Here is a 20,147-nt window from a genome sequence, read left to right as displayed (position 1 = left end):
GATACTCATAGTATAATAATCATAATAACAAAGGACTGTTCGTATATATAAAATGAGTCGTTAAGCAAACTGACTCACAAGAACTGTCATGCTTTTTAGGAGAGGAGTATATTATGCTACAACATCTGTTTCCAAAACTGCGATTTGCACTCGTTGCAGTCGTTTTACTATGGATTAAAACATATATTGTGTACAAGCTAGCATTTGATATTAAAATTGATAATTTCTTTGAAGAATTCATGCTTTTTATTAATCCACTAGCTGCGTTACTTTTATTTTTCGGCTTAGCTTTACTTGCATCTAAGTACCGAAACCGAATTATAATTGGAATCAGTTTTATACTGTCATTTATTTTATTTGGAAACGCAATGTTTTATGGGTTCTATAACGATTTCGTTACTTTCCCGGTTTTATTCCAAACAAACAATATGGCTGATTTAGGGACAAGTATAAAAGAACTCTTTACGTACAAAACATTACTTTTATTTGCAGATGCAATTATTTTAATGTTTATTTCGCGTAAATTCCCATCATTTGGCGACAAAACACCACTTTCCCGCTCAGAGAAGCGAACTTTCTTTAGCGGTGTAACAGCTTTATTAGCACTACAAATTGTTGTATCAGTTATTTATAAACCACAAATGTTCTCGCGCTCATTTGACCGTCAAACTGTCGTAAAGAATTTAGGTTTATACACATATCATCTATTTGATATTACACTTCAATCCAAGTCTTCAGCTGAGCGTGTATTTGCAAGTGGGGATGGATTTTCTGAAATCAAAAACTATACAGACTCAAAAGACAAACAAGTTGATAAAAACTTATTTGGAGCTGCAAAAGGTAAAAATGTAATTTTAATTTCAATGGAATCTACACAAAGCTTTGTTATTAATAAAAAAATAAATGGAAAAGAAATTACCCCATTTTTAAATGAATTTATTAAGGATAGTTTCTATTTCGATAACTTCTATCATCAAACTGGACAAGGCAAAACTTCTGATGCTGAATTTATCGTTGAAAACTCACTTTATCCGCTAGATCGTGGTTCTGTATTCTTTACTCATGCAACAAACGAATACACAGCGACACCAGAACAATTAAAGAAATACGGATATTCTTCTGCCGTCTTCCATTCAAATGATAAAACGTTTTGGAATCGGGATGTAATGTATCCTGCGCTTGGATATGATCGTTACTTTAATTTAAATGATTACGCAGGAACGGAACAAATGTCTGTCGGTTGGGGATTAAAAGATAAACAGTTCTTTGAACAATCTATTCCAAAGTTAAAATCTTTACCGCAACCGTTCTATACAAAATTTATTACATTAACAAATCATTTTCCGTTTCTTCTAAATCCGGAAGACCAATATGTTGATGAATTCAACTCAGAAAGTGGTGTTGTAAACCGCTACTTCCCAACTGTTCGTTACACAGATGAAGCTCTTAAATTATTTATTAAACAATTAAAAGAAGAAGGACTGTATGATAATTCCGTTATTGTCATTTATGGTGATCATTATGGTATTTCCGAAAACCATAACGCAGCTATGGCACAGTTCCTAGGAAAAGATACTATTACACCATTCGATTCTATGCAATTACAACGAGTTCCTCTTATTATTCATGTGCCTGGTCAAGAAGGAAAAGTTGTTTCTAAAGTATCTGGTCAAATTGATATTAAACCAACGCTCCTTCATTTACTTGGTATTAAAACAAATAAATCCGTTGAATTTGGAACTGACTTATTTATTAAAGAAAAAGACCCGCTTATGGTAATGCGTGATGGTAGCTTTGTTTCTGAAGAGTATGTTTATACAAAAAATATGTGCTACAAAAGAAGTACGGGTGAAGAAGCTGATATGACGCTATGTCAGCCGTATATTGAAAAAGCAAAAACAGAATTAAAACTCTCCGATAAATTAATTTATGGAGATTTATTACGTTTCGATCCTAATAATCAATATAAAACTGGAACGATGACAACGAAATTTGAATAGTAAAGGAATCAACTTTATACAAGTTGCTTCCTCTTTTTATTTTCACTTAATTTTTAAATCATCCTTCTATGAAATCTTTCACAAATTGGTAATTTCTTTCGTATGAGGAATAAATTTATGTTATGATAAAATAAGTAAACTTTCATACACTAATTAAGAATTTATTACAGAAAGCAAGGGATCAGATTTTGTATAGAGCAGCTATTCCAAACTTATTTACGCTCGGAAATTTATATAGCGGATTTTTATCAATCGGCTATGCATCTTTAGGATATTATAAATCAGCTGCTATTTTAGTACTTATCGGGATGATGTTAGATAGTCTTGATGGTCGTGTTGCTCGTTTATTACGTGTTGATTCACAAATGGGAAAAGAGCTCGACTCGCTTGCAGATGTCGTAACATTTGGTGCAGCACCTGCTGTTTTAATGTATTACACATCTTTCTCAAACTACGGAATCATCGGATTATACATAGCGGGATTATTCCCTCTTTTCGGAGCATATCGTTTAGCACGATTTAATGTAACACCATCTTCTACTTCAATGAAATATTTCACCGGAGTACCGATTACAGCAGCGGGAGGGCTTGTTGCTTTCTTAACATTATTTTCACATACCATTCCAAAAATCGTTCTTATTACCGTATTTGTAACGTTCGCATTTTTAATGGTGAGCCGCATTCGTATCCCAAGTTTAAAAGATGTACCAATTCCACGATATAGCATCATTATTACACTATTTTTAGTTGGAATCATTATTACAATGTATCAAACAGGATTTGGCAATTTTTCTGTTTTCTTATTCATTGCCATTCCACTATATATTTTGTACATGTTATCTCAATTCATTAGACAAAGACCGTCTAAAAAAGCAAATAAAGAAAAATAAGAAAACCTTCCGAGTCCGGAAGGTTTCTTTTTATTTTGTGACTAATACCTTTTGATTTACAGGTGTTACTGGCTCTTCTTCGTTTAATACAGCTAAAATATTTCTGACAGCCATTTCAGCCATCGCATCACGAGTTTCAAACGTTGCATTCCCTACGTGTGGAGCAAGTACTACATTCTTTAACTCTTTTAGCTCTTCTGTAATTTTCGGTTCAAATTCAAACACATCAAGAGCTGCCCCTTCAATTTCATTCGTTTTTAATGCACGAGCAAGTGCTGCTTCATTCATAATTGGTCCACGTGAAGCATTTACAATATACGCTGTTTTCTTCATCATTTTAAACTGCTCTTCATCAATCATATGATGTAATTTCGGATTATAAGCACAGTTAATTGTAATAAAATCTGCTGTTTGTAATAATTTTTCCAACGTCACATACGTTGCTCCCAGTTCACTTTCAGCTTCAAACTTACGATTTGGCCCTGTATATAAAACATCCATTCCAAATGCTTTCGCACGTTTTGCAACAGCCTTCCCGATTTCTCCAAGACCAATAATTCCGATTGTCTTACCGTGGACTTCTCGTCCTAAGAAAAATAACGGTGCCCATCCGTTAAATCCAGTCGTACGACATAACGTATCCCCTTCAGGAATTCTACGCGCCGCTGCTAAAAGAAGTGCAAATGTTAATTCTGCAGTCGCTTCCGTTGATACTTTCGGTGTATTCGTTACTGCAATTCCTTTTTCACCCGCATACGTGTAATCAATATTGTCGTAACCAGCACCATAGTTTGCAACAATCTTTAAATGAGGCGCTGCATCAATAACTTCTTTTGGCACCTTTGTCGAAAGTAAACTTAACAATGCATCTTTATCTTTTACAAGCTCTGTTAATTCATCTATAGAAATTAACTCCTCTTTATCGTACATTTCTACATCATGATCTTTTAATAGTTCTAATCCAATTTCCGGAATTTTTCCCGCTACTAATATTTTTGCCACTACTAACACCTCTTCTATAGAAAATAAGATATCTCTTATATTTCATTGTAAGAAATCCACATATAAAAACCAAGGAATTTGATTATAGTTTTGAAAATCGACACTTTTCCATGAAAAAAGAGGAGATGCAACTCTCCCCTCTTCTTACGCCTTTTCCTGCGATTCTTTTCCGAGCTTCACATCAATAGTTCCTTCTGCAACCGTATCGCTAATTTGCTCCTCAATAACCGATTGAGATGCAGCATTCGTTTCAGAAGTATAAGCTTGTTGCTGTGCAACTTGTACATTTTGTTTATTTTGTTGTTTCGCCATTTCTTACCCTCCTTTTCATTCTTTCTTATTTTGAACAAAAAGGGTGGTTTTCATCAAAAAATTGCGTTTCATTTTGAATTTGTTACTTCTTCTTCAAGCGACCTCATTACTCTTGCTCGCTTCGTAAATGTTGCAATCTGAGTAACACCGTGCGCTCGTAATGTTTGTACATTCTCTTGTACATAGTTCCCTAAATCATTTGGATAATGGGCATCCGAAGAAATCGTAATTGGAACACCATACTTAGCTAATACTTGTAAATATAGTGGACTTGGGCACATTTCACGAACAGGATAACGATAGTACAACCCTGCATTTATTTCTGTTGCCGTATTCATTTCTACTAACGCACAGGCAATTTCCTTATAATAAGAAAGCTGTTCATTCTCATCCAATCGATAATTAAATACCTTTATATTATCTAGATGAGCGATAATATCAAATAACTCGGTACGAATCGCACTCTCAACTGTTTTAAAAAACGTATCGTATAATGCGCGTAGGTCATGCACCTCAAAATATTCTTTCGTATCTGGATTATCAAATCCCCAGCCATTTAGAAAATGAACGGAACCAATTACATAATCAAAGTCTCCTAGCGCTAATAATTCTTTTAACTCTCCTTCACAACCAATAAAATAATCCGCTTCAATTCCAAGTTTAAGTTTGACACCTCTTTTACTCCAGCGTTCTTTCGCCTCTTCAATTGCCTTTGTAAAATCATACAGTGAAACTACCCTTACTTGATCTAACCATTCTTTTTGTATACGACCGAGCTTAGAATCACTAATATCTACATATTTTTCATAATATCCTTTTGCTTCATGAAAACGATATAGATGATCAACAATTCCCACTTCTTTTATTCCTTTTCGCACAGCTTCTTCTAAATATAGATCTATCCATTCTGTTGTAAATGGCCCTTCCTTCACACGTTTTTGCAAACGCTCTTGTGTTTTCATAAGCCAATCCATAGAATGCCTTTCTTGAAGCGGTTCATAACATTCCAACGCTTCATTTATTTTAGCAAGCCATCCTATTGAATACGGTCCTTCTTCTAAGTGAAGATGATAATCTACTTTCATATACATTCCCCCTTATAATGTATCTATTTCCCTTCTATCCCCAACTCTCGAAAGCTTTCCATTTCGTTCTTTCACCTCTCGCATGACATCTTCCAATGCGATATTTTTTTCAGCTAATAAAACGAAACAGTGATAAAATACATCAACCATTTCTTTCACTACTTCTTCTTTATCATTATTTTTACATGCGATAATTACTTCAGCACACTCTTCACCAATTTTCTTTAAAATTTTATCTTCTCCTTTTGAAAATAAATAATTTGTATACGATTCAGGAAGTGGGCTTTCCCTTCGTTCTTCAATTGTTTTATACAGCAACTTAAAGGCATTTTCCATATGTATCCCCCTATATAATTTGATAGTGAAAACATGTCTTCTCCCCCGTATGACAAGCAGGTCCTACTTGTTTCACATTCACAACAATTGAATCTTGATCACAATCTAAGTATAGAGATTGCACATATTGAACATTCCCTGATGTTTCTCCCTTATTCCATAACGACTGCCTCGAACGAGAGTAAAACCATGTTCTTTTCGTCTCTAACGTTTTTTCATATGCTTCTTCATTCATATAAGCTAGCATTAAAACTTCTTTCGTACCTTCTTCGATGACAATTGCCGGTATTAATCCTTTTGAAAAATTAGGTTTCATAACCGCACCTCAACATTTGCATCTCTTAATTTTCGCTTTACACTCTGCACTGTCGCCTCACCATAATGAAAGATGGATGCCGCTAATGCTGCATCAACTGTTGTCTTTTGAAAAACTTCTATAATGTGATCCGTATGACCACAGCCTCCTGATGCGATGACTGGAATGGAAACACTTTTTGAAATTTCTTCTGTTAAACGAAGATCATATCCACTTTTCGTTCCATCTGCATCCATACTCGTTAACAAAATTTCACCCGCCCCGAGCTTAACAACACGATTCGCCCATTCTATGGCATCCATTCCTGTGTCAACTCTTCCGCCGTTGACGTATACGTTCCATTTATCTTCTGCTACTTTTCTAGCGTCAATTGCCACGACAATACATTGTGATCCAAAGTGTTCTGCGCCCTCTTCGATTAGCTTCGGATTTCGCACTGCCGCTGAGTTTATTGAAACTTTGTCTGCTCCAGCTCTTAGTAAATTGTACATATCTTTCACACTTGAAATCCCCCCGCCAACCGTAAGAGGAATAAATACTTTAGCTGCTGTTTTTTCTACAACATCTATAATCGTTTTTCTTCCTTCATGAGTCGCTGTAATATCTAAAAATACGATTTCATCTGCCCCTGCCACGTTATATGCTTCAGCTATTTCAACCGGATCACCGACATCTTGTAATCCTATAAAATTTACCCCCTTTACGACTCGCCCTTCTTTCACATCTAGACATGGAATAATTCGTTTCGCTAACATAACTTCGTTACCTGTAACACTTCTTCTAAATCAATCGTTTTCTCGTAAAGCGCCTTTCCAATTATGACACCATATATATTCATATCATTTAACTTTTTCACATCTTGAATAGATGCCACTCCTCCAGAGGCAATGAGACGAATGCCCACACTTTTTTGAAGTAACGCCAATTGTTCAAAATTTGGCCCTGCAAGCGTCCCGTCTTTCGAAATGTCTGTAAACACAATCGTTTGAACATCTAAACTTTCCATTTGTTTCGCTAAACTAATATAAGAAATTTCAGACAGATCAAGCCAACCTCTCGTTGCTACGAAACCATTTTTCGCATCAATTCCAACAATGATTTTCTCTTTATATAGACGAACTGCTTCCTCTAAAAATGACTTATCATAAAGAGCTGCTGTTCCTAAAATCACTTTTTCTACACCTACTGACAATAACTTCTCCACCGCTACAAGTGAACGAATTCCTCCTCCCACTTGCACAGGAATACGTACCGCCTTGCAGATTTTTTCAATGACGGGCAAATTTAACGACTCGCCAGCAATTGCACCGTCTAAATCAACAATGTGTAGTATTTCCGCTCCAAGCTTTTCAAATATGATTGCCTGCGCTACCGGATCTTCATTCATCACCGTTTCTTTACTAAACTCTCCTTGATAAAGTCTAACGCATCGTCCTTCTTTTAAATCGATAGCTGGGAAGATTTCCATGCTTCTACCACCTCTTGAAAATTTTTTAATATTTGCATGCCAATTTCACCACTTTTTTCTGGATGAAACTGTGCACCAAATACATTTCCTTTCGCTACAAACCCTGGTACTTGCATTCCATAATCACTTACTCCGCATACAATTTCATCTGGACAATCCGCGTAATATGAGTGAACATAATACACGAAAGAACCATCCACTAATCCATTCCAAAGCGGAAATTCTCTTTCCTTCCTTAATTCATTCCATCCCATATGAGGAATTTTATGCGAAACTTTTAACTTACGAATTTCCCCTGGTAGTAAACCCAACCCGCTACAATCTTTTAGTTCCTCACTTCGTTCAAATAAAAGCTGCATGCCCAAACATATACCGAGGAGTGGTTTTCCTATATCACAAACCTCTTTTAGTACACACACTAAATCTCTTTCTTCTAATACGTCCATCGCTTTCGGAAATGCACCTACTCCCGGTAAAATCACGCCATCGCTTCTCAATATCTCTTCTTTATCACTCGTTACAATGTACTCTGCCCCAATATGTTTTAATGCTTGCTCTACACTGCGAATATTCCCCATTCCATAATCTATAATGGCAATCAATTACAACATCCCTTTCGTTGAATTTACACCAGTAATGTTGGCATTTTTTTCGACCGCTTCTCTAAGCGCTCTACCAAAAGCTTTAAATAATGCTTCAATTTTGTGATGCGTATTACTTCCGTATAGAACGCGCGCATGTAATGTAATATTGGCAGCATGTGCAACTGCTCTAAAAAATTCTTCCGTCAATTCTGTATCAAAATCCCCAAGCTTCGGATTTGTTAATTCCCCTTGAAATACACAATATGAGCGTCCACTTATATCAATTGCGACAAATCCTAAAGATTCATCCATCGGTACATACGCAGAACCGTAACGATTAATTCCCTCTTTGTTTTGCAATGCTTCTTTCAAGCAATTTCCGAGTACAATTCCAACATCTTCAACGGTGTGATGTGCATCGACAAATGCATCCCCTTCTGCTTCAACTTGCAATCCAAATCTTCCATGTCTAGCAAATAAAGTAAGCATATGATCGAAAAAACCAACCCCTGTTTGAATAGATACATTTGTACTTTCATCAAGCTGCAAATTTAATTTAATTTTTGTTTCTGTCGTCTCACGTACTTGACTGGACTGACGCATTATTTTTCCTCCTCAAACCTTATTTGGATTGCTCTCGCATGTGCATGTAACCCTTCTTTATTTGCAAGCTCTACAATGTGATGCTGTACATTTTTTAATGCTTCCTCCGTATAAGAAATAAAACTTGATTTTTTCACGAAATCATCGACTGATAACGGAGAAAAAAATCTTGCCGTTCCGCTCGTTGGTAATACATGATTCGGTCCCGCTAAATAATCCCCGAGCGGTTCAGGTGCATATGACCCAAGGAAAATAGAACCTGCATGTTTCACATAATCTAGAGCATTCATCGGTTCTTTTATATGTAACTCTAAATGTTCTGGAGCAATTTCATTTGATAACTTTAGTGCCTCCTCTAAAGAAGGAACGATAAAGATGGCTCCATTTCTATTTATTGATTCACGTGCAATTTCACTTCTTGGTAACATTTCTAACTGTCTTTCTATCTCTTTTTCTACTTCTTTAGCTAGTTCCATATTCGTTGTAATACAAATCGCCGTTGCTCTCTCATCATGCTCTGCTTGCGATAATAAATCCGCTGCGATATATTTTGCATTACCTGTTTCATCCGCGACAACTACAATTTCTGATGGACCAGCAATCATATCGATATTTACTATTCCGTATACTTCTCGCTTCGCTAGAGCGACATACAAATTTCCCGGTCCAACTATTTTATCCACTTTCGGAATCGATTCCGTCCCGTATGCTAAAGTAGCAATTGCTTGCGCGCCACCTATCGTATAAATTTCATCTACTCCCGCAAGATTTGCAGCAGCTAATATATGCGGATCAATTCCTCCTTTCCTCGGCGGTGTTACCATTACAATCTTTTTCACACCTGCGAGTTTCGCCGGCAATACATTCATTAATACTGAAGAAGGATATGAGGCTGTCCCACCCGGTACATATACACCTACATTTTCTAACGGCCGAATGAGTTGCCCTCTAATTATGCCTTTACTTTCACAATCGAATATTGAGTGCTTCTTTTGCTTTTCGTGATACGAAACAATGTTTTTCTTCGCCTCTTTTAAAGCTTCTAAAAATGAATTCGTTACAAACATACTCGCTTGCTGTATTTCTTCTTCACTTACACGAAAATCTTTCATCTCTACACCATCAAACTTTTTTGTATAGAAAGATAAAGCTTCATCTTTCCCTTCCCTTACATTTCTAATGATTTCTCTTACACTTCTTTGAACAGTTTCTTCTATTATATTAGCGTTTTCTCTTAGCACTTTTACTTTAGATAATGCCTCCTTAAAGTCTTCATAAATGATTTTCATTTTAAGTCCTCCTATTTCCCTGATAAGATTTCTTGCTCCATCATATTTACAATACTGAATATTTCGTCTTTTTTAGTTTTTAAGGCTGCCTTATTTACAATCATCCGAGCCGATATAGAGTGCATTTCCTCAAATACAATAAGTCCATTCTCTTGTAATGTTTTTCCTGTTTCAACAATATCTACAATCGCATCTGCCAATCCAAGAAGAGGAGCGATTTCTACAGAACCTTCTATTTTAATAATTTCTACATCCTCTCCCTTATCATGAAAATAAGTAGAAGTAATATGTGGGTATTTCGTAGCAATTCTTTTCTTCCGGTAACTCTTCGGATTATACGTAGGAATAGAAGCAACACAAAACTTACAAATCCCCACTCCTAAATCCAGCATTTCATAAATATCTTTCTCGTTTTCCATTAAAATATCTTTTCCAACGATCCCAATATCAGCTACCCCATGTTCTACATAAGTAGCAACATCAACCGCTTTTACTAAAATAAATGAAACATTTGTATTTTTACTTTGAAATACAAGCTTCCGACCTTTATTTTTGAGATCGGAACAATCAATTCCAATCTGCTCAAAAAGTGGAATGACATGTTTTTCTAACCTTCCTTTCGTTAACGCAATTTGAATGTTACGCATGAAGCCTCTCCTTCTTTCTGGACTACCCATTTCTCATTCCATACATATTCCACTAAATATTCATTCTTTGCCTCAACGACCGTCCCTATTTTATTTTTTCTTGCAAATTGAAAGGTATCGCTTAAATTAGAGAATAGAGATAACCAAGCATTTTTCCCATCCTTTCGAAGTAAATTTCGTAACCTTTCTGCTTCCGCTAATCTATTTAACTCATAATGAATCACAATATCAATTTGATTTCGTTCATATGGTTCTTGCTGCTCTTGCAGCGCCTTCACAATTTGATTTACTTGTACCGCGAGTCCAACAGCTGGCAGCATTTCTCCAAAATTCCCAATTAGCTCATCGTATCTTCCGCCACTAACGATTTCTTCTCCAATTTCATATATATATCCTTTGAAAATAACACCCGTATAGTAATCTAAGTGTTGAATCATGCCCAAATCAATTGATATGTAAGAACCATATCCTAACGTTTCAATTGTTTCATACATTTCTTTTACTCTTGCAATTGCCATTTTCATTTCATTACTTGAAGCAAGCTTTTCTGCCTCCTCAATAACTTCTAAATTTCCAAATAGCCTTGGTAATTTCTCAAGTAATCTTACTGTCTCATCGCATCGATCTAATTTCTTTTCTCCGATAAAATTTGAGAGGGCAGCATAATTTTTACTTTCTATATACGTTCTAAGTACTCTTTCTTCTTCATCATGGATGGAGAGCTTTTTTACAATACATTTATATAACTGTACTTGCCCAATCTCAATTGTAAAAGATTGCACCTTCAACTTTTGAAGTGCTTGAATGACACTTATTACACATTCAATTTCAGCTCTTACATTATCAATCCCGATAACTTCAATACCACTTTGTACGATTTCATTATATTTTCCAGAATGGGATTCATTCGCTCGAAATACATTCCCGCTATACGTCACTTTAAGTGGCGTATCCCATCTCTGTGTTCCAAACACTCTTGCTAAAGGAATTGTCATATCTGGACGTAAAACGATAATCCTTCCCTTTTCATCAAAAAATTTATACATCTTCTCTTCATCTATCGGTCTATTTTGAAATGCAAAAACATCATAAAATTCAATTGTAGGTGTTCTTATTTCCTCATAACCTCTCTCTAAAAAAGTAAGCCTTAATTTTTGCTCCACTTCTTCAATTAACGTACATTCTTCGAATAAATAATCTCTCGTTCCATTCGGGTTCGCCCGTTTCCATTTTGTCATCTAAATTTTCACACCTTTCCCCTTCTAATGTATGCCTATTTCATTCACCTAAGCCGAAAATAAAAAGAGCCTTGTAGACAAAATACCTACAAGGCTCTTCAGTAGAGTGTAGGTACAACGGGAATAACCCTTGTACCTACACGTTTTCACGCTAGGTTCAAGGGTTTCATGTATGATGATGTAGTTGTGTAAGCATTGTAATAGATTTTATTTTATTCATAATACTTACTCCCTTTCTCCTCTGATTTTCACATAGTATATAACAGTTAATTTTGAATGTAAATACATTTTTAATATTCCGTCACTTTCTTTAATGTAAAGCCACTTTTCTTTCATACTCTTTTATTTCTTGTTCATATTGCATTGTAATACTAATTTCATCTAAACCATTCAATAACTTCTCTTTCCACATTTTCTCGATTGTAAAATGGAATCTGTGCATATTCGTTATAATTATTTCATTTTCTAAATCAACTGTGATTTGTTCCCTCGCATCTGTTTTTGCAAGTTGTTCACGCATATCTTTGTCCATTACAATCGGTAACATGCCATTCTTCATACAATTCATATAAAAGATATCAGCAAATCCTCCAGCGATAATAACGCGGAAACCATAATCAGCAAGCGCCCATGGAGCATGTTCTCTAGACGAGCCACATCCAAAATTATCACCTGTGATTAATATGCTGGCTCCTTTTCTTTCTTGCGCATTAAGCGGGAAATTAGGGTTTTCTTGGCGATTATTATCATATCGCCACTCATCAAATAAAAACTTCCCAAACCCAGTTCTTTCAATTCTCTTTAAATATTGCTTCGGAATAATTTGATCTGTATCAATGTTATCATTCATCAGTACTGCGGCAGTACCTTTATGAATACGAAATGGCTCCATCATAACTCTCCTTTCTAATATCAACAAAATGACCATGTAACGCAGCCGCTGCCGCCATTGCCGGGCTAACTAAATGCGTTCGTGCTCCCTTTCCTTGTCTTCCTTCAAAATTGCGATTTGACGTAGAGGCACAATGTTCTCCTTCAGGCACTTGATCTGGATTCATACCTAGACACATTGAGCATCCGGGCTCTCTCCATTCAAATCCAGCTTCTTCAAATATGCGATGTAATCCTTTATGCATCGCTGCTTCTCTTACCCTTTGGGATCCAGGTACAACAAGTGCTCGCACACCTTCTTTTACTTTTTTACCTTTCACGACAGATGCAGCAATTTCTAAATCAGAAAGCCTAGAATTTGTACAAGATCCAATGAAAACATGTTGAACTGGAATGTCATACGTACTTTGTCCGGGACTCAACCCCATATAAGAAAACGCTCTTTCGTCATTTGCATCATGCTTTTCTGGCAATTTCTCATCAATCCGAACACCCATACTAGGATTTGTTCCCCACGTAACGTACGGCGCTAAATCCGTAACATCTACTAGAATATGTAAATCATAAGCTGCATCTAAATCTGTATAAAGTTCTGACCATTTTTTCTTAATAGATTCATAGTCTTTCGGCGCATATTTACGCCCTTTTACGTAAGCAACCGTTTTTTCATCTGGTGCAATAATGCCAGCCTTTGCTCCCCCTTCAATTGCCATATTGCAAAGCGTCATCCTCTCTTCCATATCCATAGCATGAATGGTCTCTCCGTAAAATTCCATTACGTAACCTGTTCCAACTGCTACTCCGTACTTTGAAAGAAGGTGTAAAATAATATCTTTCGCATAAACACCTTGCGGTAACTTTCCTTTTAACTCAATGCCCATCGCTTTCGGCTTTCGTTGCCATAACGTTTGCGTTGCCAATACATGTTCCACTTCACTCGTACCAATACCAAACGCTAGTGCGCCAAAAGCACCGTGTGTTGCTGTATGACTATCACCACAAACAATCGTTTTTCCTGGCTGTGTGAGTCCAAGTTCTGGTCCTATAACATGAACGATGCCTTGCTCTTCATCTCCGATATCCGCTAATGACACCTGAAATTGTTTACAGTTTTCCCGAAGTGTATCTAGTTGCTGCTTCGCAATGCGGTCGGTAATATTCCAAACATCTTTCGTTGGAATATTATGATCCATCGTTGCAAATGTTAAATCTGGTCTGCGGACTGTTCGATTTGTAAGCCGCAAGCCTTCAAAGGCTTGCGGTGACGTTACTTCATGAACAAGATGTAGATCGATATATAATAAATCCAATCCATTTTCATTTGTCGCAACTACATGTCTTTCCCAAAGCTTATCTAGTAACCTTTTCCCCATTATCTTCCTCTCCCTACTAACGCTTGCTCTTCCATTTCTTGAATAACTGCCTTTGTAAACGAAGTTGTCGTTTCAGTCCCCCCGATATCTGCTGTACATTTTCCAGATTTAAGGACTGCAGAAACTGCTTCTTCAATTGCATATCCTTCTCTCGTTAATCCGAACGATTGCCCAAGCATCATTGCAACAGAACGCATCATCGCAATTGGATTCGCCTTATTTTTCCCCGCAATATCCGGTGCTGATCCGTGAATAGGCTCGTATAATGAAGGCCCCTTTTCAGCGTGACTTGCTGATGGAAGCATTCCTAATGATCCAGCTAATACTGAAGCCTCATCACTTAAAATATCACCAAATAAATTTTCCGTTACAATAACGTCAAATCTTCCTGGATTCCGAATTAATTCCATAGCCGCTGCATCTACTAAAATGTGTTCTACTTCCACATTTGGGTAGCGAAGTGCTACTTCTTCTGTCACATTTCTCCATAGTTTACTAGACTCTAAAACATTCGCTTTATCAATAGATGTTACTTTTTTCTTCCGCTTATTTGCTAATTGAAAGGCATACGAAACGATACGTTCAATTTCATGTCGATGATACGTAAGTGTATCTGTCGCCACTTCTTCCGTTCGCTCTTTCGGATAAGAAAAATAAATTCCGCCTGTTAATTCACGAACGACAACGAAATCAATTTCATCAGCATTTTTTAATGGTGATAAATGTGCAGTTGCACTTTCTACCGTTACAGGGCGAACATTCGCAAATACACCGAGTCCTTTTCTTAATGCTAATAATCCTTTCTCAGGCCTTTCTTTCGCACTATCCCACCTTGGTCCACCTACTGCTCCAAGTAAAACCGCATCACTCGCTAAACAGGCGGCAAGTGTTCGCTGTGGTAATGGTTGCCCAGTTAAATCGATAGCAACACCACCAAAGTACTCATCTTGCAAATGAAAATGATGTCCATATAGCCTTTCTACCATATGCAATACTTCCTTCGCACTTTCCATAACTTCTGGACCAACACCATCACCAGCTAAACAAACGATACGTTTTTCCATTTTTAACACTCCTTTTAACTGAATTTTCAGAACCTTAATTTGATAGGTGAGGAAAGCTTCTCTCACCTATCAAATATTTATTTCACAAGCGCTATAAGAGATTTTAATTTCCCTGCTGCATGGACATAAGCTCTCGCCGACGCTTCCAATACGTCTTGCGCAACTCCAAAACCTGATATTTGGTGACTACCTTCTTTTAATTCAACATGAACGTGAGCAAGTGCATCTTGACCTTGTGTAATAGATTGTATGCGATAATCTGCCAATTCACATTCTAATCCTAAAATTCTTTGAATCGCATTGTATATCGCTTCAATACTACCAGAACCAGTGGCTGCATCTTCATATACATTTCCTTCCTCATCCTTCAGCACAACTGTTGCGCATTGTGTACTATTTGATACGAAATGCACTTGTAATTGCGTAATGTTATATTGCTGGGCTGCAAATGCTGCTTCACCAAGCATAATTGCGCGTAAATCTTCCTCAGTAATTTCCTTTTTACGATCCGCCAATTTTTTAAATGCTTCGAATGCCGCATCTCGCTCTTCATTTGTAAATTCATAACCAAGCTCTTTCATTTTTTCCGTAAACGCATGACGGCCAGAATGTTTCCCAAGTACAAAGAGATTTTGAGATTCTCCTATAAGCGCTGGTTCGATAATTTCATAAGTTGTTACTTCTTTTAGAACCCCATCTTGGTGGATGCCTGATTCATGAGCAAATGCATTCGCTCCAACGATTGCTTTATTTTTCGGTACAACCATACCCGTTAACCTGCTTACTAATGTACTCGTTGCCTTAATCTCTTTTAAAGTCATCGAAGGTTCTGCTTTATAAAAATCTTTTCTAATATGAAGAGCAACCGCAACTTCTTCTAACGCTGCATTCCCTGCTCTTTCTCCAATGCCATTAATCGTTCCTTCTACTTGCACTGCTCCGCCTTCAACCGCAGCTAACGAATTTGCTACTGCCATACCAAGATCGTCGTGACAATGACAAGAAAAAATCGCTTTTTCATATGATGGAACGGATTCTTGTAAGTATCTAAAAAGAGAATAATATTCTTCCGGATTCGTATATCCAACTGTATCCGGAATATTAATTACATTCGCTCCTGCGCGAATCGCAGTTTCTACTGCTTCAGCTAAAAATGCTCTCGATGTTCTTGTCGCATCTTCTGCAGAAAATTGTACTGTCGGAAATAATGATTTTCCAAGCGTAACCGAACGATGAATACTATTTAACACATCTTCTTTTGACATACAAAGTTTATATTTCATATGAATATCACTCGTAGCTAGAAATACGTGTAGACGAGGAGATACAGCACCTTTCACAGCTTCATATGCTCTTCGAATGTCACTTTCTTTCGCTCTAGCTAAACTCATAACCGTAGCATTTTGAATTGTATTCGCGATGCGTTTTACCGATTGGAAGTCACCTTCGGAAGCTGCCGCGAATCCAGCTTCCATTACATGAATACCAAGCCTCTCTAATTGCCTAGCAATTTGTAACTTCTCTTGTTCATTTAAATTTACTCCTGGTGATTGTTCGCCATCACGAAGCGTTGTATCCATGAACAAAATCTGCTTCATATTATTTAATCCCTACCTTTACTCGCGGCTGTACGAAAGGCATCATTTCACGTAATTTACGTCCTACTACTTCGATTTCATGTTCATTCTCTTTCTCATTTGTCGCGTGGAAATTTGGTCTTCCTGCTTTATGCTCTGCAATCCAGCCTCTTGCAAATGTACCATCTTGAATTTCTGCTAATACTGCCTCCATCGCTTTCTTCGTATCTTCAGTAACAACGCGTGGTCCTGATACGAAGTCTCCCCACTGCGCTGTATCTGAAACTGAATATCTCATATTTTCAAGTCCACCTTCATACATAAGGTCAACGATTAGCTTCAGTTCATGCAAACATTCAAAATATGCAAGTTCAGGCTGGTATCCCGCATCAACTAACGTTTCAAATCCTGCTTTTACAAGTGCAGTCACTCCGCCGCAGAGTACAGCTTGCTCTCCAAATAAATCTGTTTCTGTTTCTTCTTTAAACGTCGTTTCTAATACACCAGCTCTCGTTGCTCCAATTCCGTCAGCATAAGAAAGTGCTTTTTCAGTCGCAACTCCTGTTGCATCTTGATATACTGCAAATAATGCAGGAACAGCCCCTCCCTCGGTGAATGTACGGCGTACGAGATGCCCCGGTCCTTTTGGCGCTACTAGAAATACATCTACATTAGCTGGTGGTTTTACTTGATCAAAGTGAACATTAAATCCATGTGCGAACACGAGAGAGTTTCCAGCCTGTAAATTTGGTGCAATTTCAGCTTCATATACTTCTGGTTGTAATTCATCAGGTAATAGAATCATTACTACATCAGCTTTTTCCGCTGCTTCTGCTACTGTATATACAGAAAACCCCTCTTCATTCGCTTTATCCCAAGACTTACCTTTTCTTAAACCTACTACTACATCAAATCCGTTATCACGTAAATTTTGCGCATGCGCATGACCTTGCGAGCCATATCCGATGATTGCTACTTTCTTTTCCTTTAATACATTTACTGTTACATCTTTCTCATAATAAACTTTTGCCATTTTCATTTCCCCCTATATTTAAATGATTATTGAATTAACATAACTTGCTTATCTTGTTTTTTCATACTACGTGTAAATGCTGTTACACCTGTTCTAGCAATTTCTTTTAAACCGTATGGACGAAGTAATTCAATTAACGCTTCTACTTTATCTTGCGTACCTGTTACTTGCACAACTATGGAATCCTTCCCAACATCTATTACAGCGGCTCGAAATGGTTCAATTAAACTATATAATTCTGCCCTCGCTACAGAAGTTGCTACTTTAATAAGAGCAAGCTCTCTAGCAATCATTGCTTCTTCTGTAATATCTGATACTTTCAGAACATCGATTTGCTTATGAAGTTGTTTAATTAACTGCTCAACTTGCTGTTCACTTTCAACGTGTACAACAATCGTCATTCGCGATATATCTGATGATTCTGTATGACCTACTGAAATACTTTCAATATTAAAATGTCTTCGTGTCATAACTCCTGTAATTCGATTTAACACACCACTTTGATTTCGAACTGTCGCTGTAACAATTCTCTTCACCCTTTTTCCACTCCCTCCATTTGGTGAACACCTTTTCCTGGTGCAACCATCGGCATAACCTTCTCTGATTGAAGTACACGACAATCGATTACGACTGGCTCTTGTAATTCGATCGCATGCTGGATTTGCTTCTTTGCAAGAAGTGGATCGTCAATACGAACACCTTTTATACCATACGCATTCGCAAGAGCGACGAAATCTGGTTGGCATGGCAATAAAGAATGTGAATATCTTTGATTGTAAAATTCATCTTGCCATTGTCTTACCATTCCTAAAGCTTCATTATTTAAAATAAATACTTTAACGGGTAAAGCGTGTTCTTTTAATACACTTAATTCTTGCAGAGTCATTTGAAACCCAGCATCACCAACAATTGCAATAACTAGTTCATCTCGCTTTGCAATTTGCGCACCGATTGCTGCTGGAAATCCGAACCCCATCGTTCCTAATCCACCAGAAGTTACCCATTTATCTGGATTTTTCAACGGATAGTATTGTGCTGCCCACATTTGATGTTGCCCAACGTCTGTTGTTACAATCGCTTCTCCTTTCGTGATTTCATACAGCATATCAATCGCGTATTGAGGTTTAATACTTTCAGAATTTCGTTTATAAGAGAATGGATACTTTTCTTTTCTACTCTTTAATAAAGAGAGCCATTCATGATGATTTTCTTTCTTTCCTTCTGATTGAAGCAATACTTCTAACGCCCGCTTAGCACTTGCAACAATAGGAATCTCTGTTGGCACATTTTTCCCAATTTCTGCTGGATCAATATCGATATGTGCAACAGTCGCCCCTTTAGCAAAAAAAGCTAAATTCCCAGTAAGACGATCGTCAAATCTCGCACCTATATTAATGAGTAAGTCGCATTCATATAACGCCATATTGGCTGTGTAAGAACCGTGCATTCCCCCCATCCCTAGAAATAGCTCATCATCTGGCGGAAAACCACCAAGTCCAAGTAACGTATGCACAACAGGGATTTCATATTTACGGGCAAAACTTGTCAATTCTTTCGAAGCTTTCGCATGCAGTATACCTGCTCCAGCTAAAATTAACGGTTTTTTTGCGGTTTCAATTGCTTGTAGTAATTTGTTTATTTGAAGTAGATTCGGTTCATAATTAGGGTTATATCCTGGTAAATCCATTTGTACATTGCTACATCGCTCACCTTTCTCGACTACCATATCTTTCGGAAGGTCAATAACGACTGGTCCTGGTCTTCCTGTTTTAGCAATATGAAATGCTTCTTTAATAATTCGAGGTAAATCTGAGGCCTTTCGCACTTGATAGTTATGTTTTGTCACTGGCATCGTAAGTCCCATAATATCCGCCTCTTGAAAAGCATCGCTCCCAATTAACGTTGTTGCTACTTGGCCTGTAAATACAACAAGTGGCAATGAATCAATCATCGCATCCGCTAGACCCGTAATTACATTTGTAGCACCTGGTCCACTCGTTGCAATTACAACCCCTGGGTTCCCTGTAATTCTGGCATACCCTTCAGCAGCGTGAATTGCCCCTTGCTCATGCCTTGTTAAAATATGCGGAATTTCACAATCATACAGTGCATCATAGAGAGGTAAAACGGCACCACCCGGATAACCGAAAATCACTTTTACGCCTTCCTTTTCTAGCGCTTCTAACAATAGCTGTGCACCAGTTGCCAGTTTCTCTTCCGTTTTTGAAGACATTGTTCTTATAAGCCCCCTTTTTCAAACTTTTATACAATAAAAAAATCCTACGTCCACACTCCAGCTATGTGCTGAAGGGACGAAAGATTTCGCGGTACCACCCTTCTTTGCAAGAATACTCTTGCCTCAGTGATCCATAAATGGATCTAGCTAATAACGGAGCTACCGTCTAAGCCTAGACAAATGCTTTAGCTTAGCACTCAAGG

Annotated in this window: 21 protein-coding genes and 1 other annotated feature (1 of these 22 only partly in view); of the genes, 2 read left to right on the top strand and 19 right to left on the bottom strand. The window is 37.4% G+C overall.

Going from position 1 to position 20,147, the window contains the following annotated elements; genetic code table 11:
- Positions 1-113: 113 nt before the first annotated feature.
- Positions 114-2,000, top strand: a complete 1,887-nt coding sequence (locus OXT04_RS00535; protein ID WP_000939088.1) for an LTA synthase family protein — start codon at positions 114-116, stop codon at positions 1,998-2,000.
- A gap of 188 nt (positions 2,001-2,188) precedes the next feature.
- On the top strand, positions 2,189-2,890 hold the full coding sequence (gene pssA, locus OXT04_RS00530) for a CDP-diacylglycerol--serine O-phosphatidyltransferase (RefSeq protein ID WP_000285417.1): 702 nt from the start codon (positions 2,189-2,191) through the stop codon (positions 2,888-2,890).
- A 30-nt stretch (positions 2,891-2,920) separates the two neighbouring features.
- Here the strand turns inward: pssA and OXT04_RS00525 are convergent, their stop codons facing one another.
- The 19 genes from OXT04_RS00525 to ilvB form a co-directional block, all read right to left on the bottom strand.
- The gene (locus OXT04_RS00525; RefSeq protein ID WP_267412603.1) at positions 2,921-3,892 is read right to left on the bottom strand and encodes an NAD(P)-dependent oxidoreductase; all 972 of its coding nucleotides are present in this window, start codon (positions 3,890-3,892) and stop codon (positions 2,921-2,923) included.
- 144 nt (positions 3,893-4,036) lie between these two features.
- Positions 4,037-4,204: a DUF4025 domain-containing protein gene (locus OXT04_RS00520; RefSeq protein ID WP_001118893.1), complete on the bottom strand. Its 168-nt coding sequence runs from the start codon at positions 4,202-4,204 to the stop codon at positions 4,037-4,039.
- A 68-nt stretch (positions 4,205-4,272) separates the two neighbouring features.
- Positions 4,273-5,289: a histidinol phosphate phosphatase domain-containing protein gene (locus tag OXT04_RS00515; protein ID WP_065228510.1), complete on the bottom strand. Its 1,017-nt coding sequence runs from the start codon at positions 5,287-5,289 to the stop codon at positions 4,273-4,275.
- 12 nt (positions 5,290-5,301) lie between these two features.
- The gene (hisE, locus tag OXT04_RS00510) at positions 5,302-5,625 is read right to left on the bottom strand and encodes a phosphoribosyl-ATP diphosphatase (RefSeq protein ID WP_065228509.1); all 324 of its coding nucleotides are present in this window, start codon (positions 5,623-5,625) and stop codon (positions 5,302-5,304) included.
- 10 nt (positions 5,626-5,635) lie between these two features.
- Positions 5,636-5,941: a phosphoribosyl-AMP cyclohydrolase gene (gene hisI, locus OXT04_RS00505; RefSeq protein ID WP_000803964.1), complete on the bottom strand. Its 306-nt coding sequence runs from the start codon at positions 5,939-5,941 to the stop codon at positions 5,636-5,638.
- On the bottom strand, positions 5,938-6,696 hold the full coding sequence (hisF, locus tag OXT04_RS00500; protein ID WP_000880113.1) for an imidazoleglycerol phosphate synthase cyclase subunit: 759 nt from the start codon (positions 6,694-6,696) through the stop codon (positions 5,938-5,940). Before hisF ends, hisI begins: the two co-directional genes overlap by 4 nt.
- A complete protein-coding gene (gene hisA / locus OXT04_RS00495) occupies positions 6,690-7,409 on the bottom strand; it encodes a 1-(5-phosphoribosyl)-5-[(5-phosphoribosylamino)methylideneamino]imidazole-4-carboxamide isomerase (protein ID WP_000402295.1) in 720 nt (239 codons plus the stop codon). The genes hisF and hisA overlap by 7 nt, the downstream gene beginning before the upstream one ends.
- Complete coding sequence (gene hisH, locus OXT04_RS00490; RefSeq protein ID WP_267412600.1) at positions 7,382-8,011, bottom strand: imidazole glycerol phosphate synthase subunit HisH; 630 nt, start codon at positions 8,009-8,011, stop codon at positions 7,382-7,384. The genes hisA and hisH overlap by 28 nt, the downstream gene beginning before the upstream one ends.
- Complete coding sequence (gene hisB / locus OXT04_RS00485) at positions 8,012-8,596, bottom strand: imidazoleglycerol-phosphate dehydratase HisB (protein ID WP_001249954.1); 585 nt, start codon at positions 8,594-8,596, stop codon at positions 8,012-8,014.
- Positions 8,596-9,885: a histidinol dehydrogenase gene (gene hisD / locus OXT04_RS00480; protein ID WP_267412599.1), complete on the bottom strand. Its 1,290-nt coding sequence runs from the start codon at positions 9,883-9,885 to the stop codon at positions 8,596-8,598. The genes hisB and hisD overlap by 1 nt, the downstream gene beginning before the upstream one ends.
- 11 nt (positions 9,886-9,896) lie before the next feature.
- Complete coding sequence (gene hisG / locus OXT04_RS00475; protein ID WP_001244467.1) at positions 9,897-10,532, bottom strand: ATP phosphoribosyltransferase; 636 nt, start codon at positions 10,530-10,532, stop codon at positions 9,897-9,899.
- Positions 10,508-11,770 (bottom strand): ATP phosphoribosyltransferase regulatory subunit, encoded by a 1,263-nt coding sequence (locus tag OXT04_RS00470; RefSeq protein WP_061660284.1) that lies wholly within the window; start codon positions 11,768-11,770, stop codon positions 10,508-10,510. Before OXT04_RS00470 ends, hisG begins: the two co-directional genes overlap by 25 nt.
- 310 nt (positions 11,771-12,080) lie before the next feature.
- Positions 12,081-12,662: a 3-isopropylmalate dehydratase small subunit gene (gene leuD / locus OXT04_RS00465; protein WP_000433187.1), complete on the bottom strand. Its 582-nt coding sequence runs from the start codon at positions 12,660-12,662 to the stop codon at positions 12,081-12,083.
- On the bottom strand, positions 12,640-14,034 hold the full coding sequence (leuC, locus tag OXT04_RS00460) for a 3-isopropylmalate dehydratase large subunit (protein WP_267412598.1): 1,395 nt from the start codon (positions 14,032-14,034) through the stop codon (positions 12,640-12,642). The genes leuD and leuC overlap by 23 nt, the downstream gene beginning before the upstream one ends.
- Complete coding sequence (gene leuB / locus OXT04_RS00455) at positions 14,034-15,098, bottom strand: 3-isopropylmalate dehydrogenase (RefSeq protein WP_000415378.1); 1,065 nt, start codon at positions 15,096-15,098, stop codon at positions 14,034-14,036. The genes leuC and leuB overlap by 1 nt, the downstream gene beginning before the upstream one ends.
- 77 nt (positions 15,099-15,175) lie before the next feature.
- A complete protein-coding gene (gene leuA / locus OXT04_RS00450; protein ID WP_000809597.1) occupies positions 15,176-16,696 on the bottom strand; it encodes a 2-isopropylmalate synthase in 1,521 nt (506 codons plus the stop codon).
- Position 16,697: 1 nt separating this feature from the next.
- Complete coding sequence (gene ilvC / locus OXT04_RS00445; protein WP_267412597.1) at positions 16,698-17,708, bottom strand: ketol-acid reductoisomerase; 1,011 nt, start codon at positions 17,706-17,708, stop codon at positions 16,698-16,700.
- A 26-nt stretch (positions 17,709-17,734) separates the two neighbouring features.
- Positions 17,735-18,244 (bottom strand): acetolactate synthase small subunit, encoded by a 510-nt coding sequence (ilvN, locus tag OXT04_RS00440; protein ID WP_000822952.1) that lies wholly within the window; start codon positions 18,242-18,244, stop codon positions 17,735-17,737.
- Complete coding sequence (gene ilvB / locus OXT04_RS00435; protein WP_097997115.1) at positions 18,241-19,941, bottom strand: acetolactate synthase large subunit; 1,701 nt, start codon at positions 19,939-19,941, stop codon at positions 18,241-18,243. Before ilvB ends, ilvN begins: the two co-directional genes overlap by 4 nt.
- A gap of 72 nt (positions 19,942-20,013) precedes the next feature.
- Positions 20,014-20,147: a binding site (T-box leader), on the bottom strand (it continues 94 nt past the right edge of the window).

Source organism: Bacillus sp. GC_Bacil_1 (assembly GCF_026540675.1).
Taxonomy (GTDB): Bacteria; Bacillota; Bacilli; order Bacillales; family Bacillaceae_G; genus Bacillus_A; species Bacillus_A cereus.
The sequence above is the reverse complement of the archived record's forward strand: the minus strand, read 5'-3'. Positions and strand labels throughout refer to the sequence as shown.